The sequence below is a fragment of the Robinsoniella sp. genome (assembly GCF_034124845.1).
In genome coordinates this window covers 1-5,217 of sequence record NZ_JAWYAJ010000353.1, presented here as the reverse complement: position 1 = coordinate 5,217, position 5,217 = coordinate 1, and the positions used below count along the sequence as shown (strand labels likewise).

The 5,217-nt window shown below is 44.4% G+C and carries 5 protein-coding genes; all 5 read right to left on the bottom strand.

The window, feature by feature from the left end; genetic code table 11:
• The coding region (locus ACH2DQ_RS17640; RefSeq protein ID WP_395027671.1) for a D-alanyl-D-alanine carboxypeptidase family protein at positions 1-861 on the bottom strand (861 nt) is incomplete at its 3' end.
• A 344-nt stretch (positions 862-1,205) separates the two neighbouring features.
• Positions 1,206-2,198, bottom strand: a complete 993-nt coding sequence (locus ACH2DQ_RS17635) for an NAD-dependent epimerase/dehydratase family protein (protein WP_395027669.1) — start codon at positions 2,196-2,198, stop codon at positions 1,206-1,208.
• Positions 2,199-2,304: 106 nt separating this feature from the next.
• Complete coding sequence (locus ACH2DQ_RS17630) at positions 2,305-3,747, bottom strand: sensor histidine kinase (RefSeq protein WP_394912954.1); 1,443 nt, start codon at positions 3,745-3,747, stop codon at positions 2,305-2,307.
• Positions 3,723-4,397, bottom strand: coding sequence for a response regulator transcription factor (locus ACH2DQ_RS17625; protein ID WP_394912953.1), 675 nt, complete (start codon positions 4,395-4,397; stop codon positions 3,723-3,725). Before ACH2DQ_RS17625 ends, ACH2DQ_RS17630 begins: the two co-directional genes overlap by 25 nt.
• Positions 4,398-4,456: 59 nt before the next feature.
• Positions 4,457-5,217, bottom strand: a 761-nt coding sequence (locus ACH2DQ_RS17620; protein WP_395027666.1) for a lantibiotic immunity ABC transporter MutG family permease subunit, incomplete at its 5' end; no start/stop codon positions are given.

The window sequence follows — 5,217 nt, the reverse complement described above, 5'->3', positions numbered from 1 at the left end:
CAGACAGCCTGTATAGCAGTAGCCGTCTTCATACAGCATTTTATGGTGGTTCATGAAGTACCGTTCTTCATCCGTTATATTAGTTTTTGGGTAGGAATACTCTACGGTATCAATGATCTTGCAGAACATTTTGTTCTTAAGAGCCGCCTGCATAATCAGTGCCATATCCCGCGCACAGGTATAGTGGTTCTCATCATGCAGACCATGCGGATTCACAAAATGTGTGTTGACACATCCCAGTTCCGCTGCCTTATCATTCATCATCTGCGCAAAATTTTCAACGGAACCGGCTATGTGCTCTGCCACTCCGTTGGAAATCTCATTTGCCGATGCCAGCATAACTCCATAGAGCGCCTGTCTCAGCGTCAATTGTTCTCCCGCTTTGATGCCAAGGTGAGTGCTACCCGGTTCAATGCTGTAGACTGCATTTTCTGAAAAAGTTATCACATCATCCAGATTACCGTGTTCCAGTGCCAGTAACGTAGTCATGATCTTCGTTATACTGGCCGGATATTCCTTTGCAGTCATATTCTTACTGTAGAGAAATGTTCCCGTTGAGGCGTCCATGACAACGGCTGCATCCGCTTCAATGGCATCGCCCTTTGGCCATCCCTCCACATTATTTGATTCTATAGGTAAATAGTACGACTCCGGAATCGTTTCCGTTGTATCCTCTGACGATTCTGAGCCGTTCTCATCATTATAATCTTCTGTATTTTTATTGCTCCCTGTATCACCAGCTGAATTTCCATTCTCCCCAGAATTTTCGATCCCAGTGGCGTAAACCAGATGAAAAGGTACACCGCTGGCCAGCAAAGATACAAGCAACACAATCGTTAAATAACGAATCCCCTTCTTCATCTAAGTACTCTCCCATGCTTCAGTTTCACATGCTGCTATCTTTTTGTGGTTATATATCACATATTATAAACGATTTGTCCCATAAAGGCAAGATGTATCGTGGATATTTCTATCCAATAATATTATACAAGGTCGGCTGTATTATGGCAATCTTAACATAAAGAAAATATTAATTTCTTAAGAATTTTTTGCCTACAGCCGACCTTAAATAGTCACTTATTTATATTTGTATGTATTGTTTTATAGTTCAGCGGTGCATTCGATTTCAACCACACCGCCAAGCGAATTTTTTAAATCTGTTTCATTCCCGGCATCATGCCATATTCTATATCCACAGTACGGGATTATGCTTTTTTCTTTTTACTGCATACCCACCGAATCGTATCTTTTATCGTAACATACAGGTCTCGTGGATGATAGTTTAATTCTCTGGTTGCCTTATCGTGGGAGAATTTATCATTGCTGTTCAGGGTGTAAAGGGAGTATTTTGTATAAAGAGGTCTCTCTTTTCTGCACTTAGCATAAAGTCCCAACACGGGTGCCGCCGCTTTTGCCACCCACATGGGCAGCTCGGGCAGGTTTCTGCCTCCCTTGACTTCTTTTACCATTTTCAATACATCGCTGACTTCATAATGCCGGTTGGACAGAATATAACATTCTCCCCGTTTTCCTTTTTCTGCTGCCGTCAGACATCCCTTTGCCACATCACGGACATCCACAAAGTCATAGCCTCCCCTGACACATGCCGGAAGTCTGCCGTGAATATAATCCGTTACCAGCTGGACCAGATGGTTTCCAGACATGTCATAGGGTCCCAGAATGCCGGACGGATGTACTACAACTGCATCCAGCCCCTCTTTTGCCGCTTCCAAAACCGCCTGCGTGGCTTCTGCCTTCGTCTTTGCATATCCCCCCTCCACCAGATCCTGAGAAAACTGGGATACTTCTTCTAATACCCTTGACTTTTTCTCAGGAATTGCATGCACGCTGCTGACATATACCAGGCGTTTTACAAAAAATTCCTTACACAATTCAATTATATTTTTTGTTCCGTTTACATTAACATCGTACATCCGTTCTGATACTTTCTCAGATATATCTATAATTCCAGCGGTATGAATCACCACAATTTCTCTGTTCTTAATTCCAGCAAATAACGGTTCCAGGCTGTCCCTGTCCCGCACGTCACCTTTGATATAGTGGATTTTTGAACTGTCCTCCCCGGACTCAGAGGGCAGAATAAGCCCTCTTGCTTCTTCTCCCCTCCGCTTTAAGAATCTCATAATTGTACTTCCCAGATGTCCGTTTGCCCCTGTTACGATATATATTTTTTTCATACTGATCACCTTCCGCTATTGAACACACTGTTGATTTTCTATCTTAACTGTATTATATGAAAATATGGAAGGTAAAACAATATGCAGATCTACGGAGAATGGCCGTTTAATCAACAGTTTCGTTATTATTTGTTGAATAAACACTTAAATACTCACTTATGGTAACAGATCCGGACAGCCTTTCATGATCATTTTCGCTATATTCGGGTCTAGCGTGTGTTTGAAACTTCATGGTAACTACTCCGCCAGAGTCCCAGTTGTCAAGCTCCATCTGACCTCCATGCGCTTTTATCACTTCCGCCGCAAACCAGAGTCCGAGTCCATTGTGTCCATCGGCACCGCGCGCCGCATCACCGCGCCACAGACGCTCAGTTCCATGGTTTAATGCTGCCTTACTAAAACCAGGACCTTCATCCCGTACAATAACTTTCCAGCCAGCATCTGACATGGTACTAATCAGATACACATTTCTCCCTGCCGGTGTATGCTCGATGGCATTCTGAACCACATTTCCAAATGCGCGGAGTATGTGCTCCTTCTGCACAACGGCATTACCTTCCAGGCGGTTTATTATTTTTAGTCTTACTCCCCAGGCATCTGCAACAGCCTCTGTACTCTTACTAAGTTCATCAAATAAGGCTGGGAGACTGGTGCTTTTAAATGACTCATCCTCACCTGCTGAAGTGTCCAGGAGACTGGCAACGTACTGCTTTGCCCGGTCGTTGCTTGAAGCAATTATTTCCACCATTTTGCGGCTGCTCTCGGGTAATTCTTCATAGAGAAGAAGCTCCGCACTCCCCCCTACCAGCGTGAGGGGCGTTTTTAGGTCATGGGCAAGGGCTGCTATTTCCGCCTCCCGTTCCTGCTGAGCCGCCCACTGTTGTGACAGGGAGTTGTACAGAGCTGCCCGCATGTGCTCCATGGCTCCAAGTGCCTGATCGTACTCACGGATACCGGCATGGGGGATTTCGAATTCCAGTTCCTGTGCTCCTATCTTCCCGCTCACTTCACTAAACAGCTTAAGCTTCGAAGCAAAACAACGGCGAAGCCATAAAGTGTTAAACAACAGACAGAGTACTAACGCCACAGCAAGCGTACCCATCCACAGGTATTCAAAGGGGGGGAGCATGCGGCGCAGCACCGGACTGGAAAATTCCGATCTGTAATGCCAGCGAAAGATCACGGTACTGTCATCTGCATAAGTGTGACTGGATACATATAAGCTTTTGGCATCATCCTGTAATAACCCGGTAAGAGACTCCAGCTTTTTCCCCCTAACGTTGCTTTCCAACACTGTGCCGTCCTTTCCCAGCAAAGCGTACTCCGCCAGAAAATCATCCCCCGGTGATACAAATGTTTGAGGATCCCCAGCAAGCATCTGCTCCACCTGTTGGTTTGGGACGATACCCCGGTAAGCAAACCCTGTATTTTGAAGGCGAACCAGGATGAAAGACCATGCCGCGCAGCATAACAGCATACAGCCGGACATCACTATGGCAAAGCGTAAAAGTACAAAGGAAAGGCTTACAGAGCGCTTTCTTTTCGCCATTTATAGCCCACCCCCCATACGGTTTCTATCGGACTGAGATCTACGTTTTTCAGCTTGGCACGTATATTTTTAATATGTTCTGCAATAGCTGAGGAGCCACCCTCAGCGTCAAATCCGAAGACCCCTTCATATAATTGTTCTTTGGTAAATACCTGTCCGGCATGCAGAGCCAGATGTTCACATATGGCGTATTCTCCCTTGGTAAAAGCCAGCATGTGTTCACCAGACCTTGCAGCTTTTGCCCGCATATCAAAACGTACACCGCCCCGGCTCAAGGTGTGGGTCGGCTGGCGCACTTCCCGCCGCAGATGAGCATTTACCCTTGCACACAGCTCCGCAATCCGAAATGGCTTTTTAATATAATCATCAGCTCCTAATCCAAAGCCCTGTACAAGTGCCGCGTCTTCCCCTTTGGCAGTCAGGAACAATATCGGACAATCCACCTCGTCACGGATTCGTCTGCAAAGGGAAAATCCATCCTCCCCGGGCATCATTACATCCAGCAGCAAAAGGTCATACAGCCTGCACCGCGCGGGCTGTACCGTAGAAGCATCCGCTTCCGTATCAACCTGGTGCCCGTCTCTTTCCAACGCCGCGCGCACCAGTACAAGCATATCAGGGTCGTCATCGACCACTAACACTTTGGGCATAATCTAACCTCCAATCAATCTGTCTTTTTTAAATAAAATAATATATTTCTTGCCACACCTTACTCCTGTGTAAATTCCCCCTCCCATCTGCAAAACCAAAAAATTGATAAGACCAGAACAATAGAAGTCATTATCATCAACGCAATTATTCCGGGGAAAACAGATCCGTTAGAATAGCCGAAATAGTTTTCCAAAAACCGAATCCCCCATTCCCAGGGAATAAAATACCATATTTTATCACCAATTGCATTTTCAAAAAAGCCAGCTAAAATTGTACCGGAAATGCCTGCTATAACAGAAATACTGGAGCCAAACCGAAAAGCAATTGCCAGGTGTAAAAGATATAAAAACAAATTGCTAAATAAAAAGGTACAAAAAATAATAAGGTATGAATCCAAGTGTATAATGCTGATGTCCATGTTCAGAATCAAATTGACCCCAACATAGAAGCACAGTTCATATATTATCATACTTACAGATGAAAGAAAAAGCACAAAAAGCAATTTTCCCAGATATATGCTGCTTCGGGACTCCACTATACCAAGTGCATTTTGCATGCCGCTTGTGTTTCTGTCCAGATTAATGAGTAGGGGTACTACAATGCTTACAATCATTGGAAATCCAATTTGCAGTAAGACAAAAAACATTTTTACATCAGAAATAATATGGTATCCGGCAAAAGCATAATAAGTTAAAAATAGTGTTGTAACTACAATCGGCAGCAACAAATGCAGTAAAATAATCGGAGTTCGTTTGATTTTCGTAAAATTAGAATAAAACTCCCTTAATATAGTCAATTGCGATACACCTGCTTTCCATA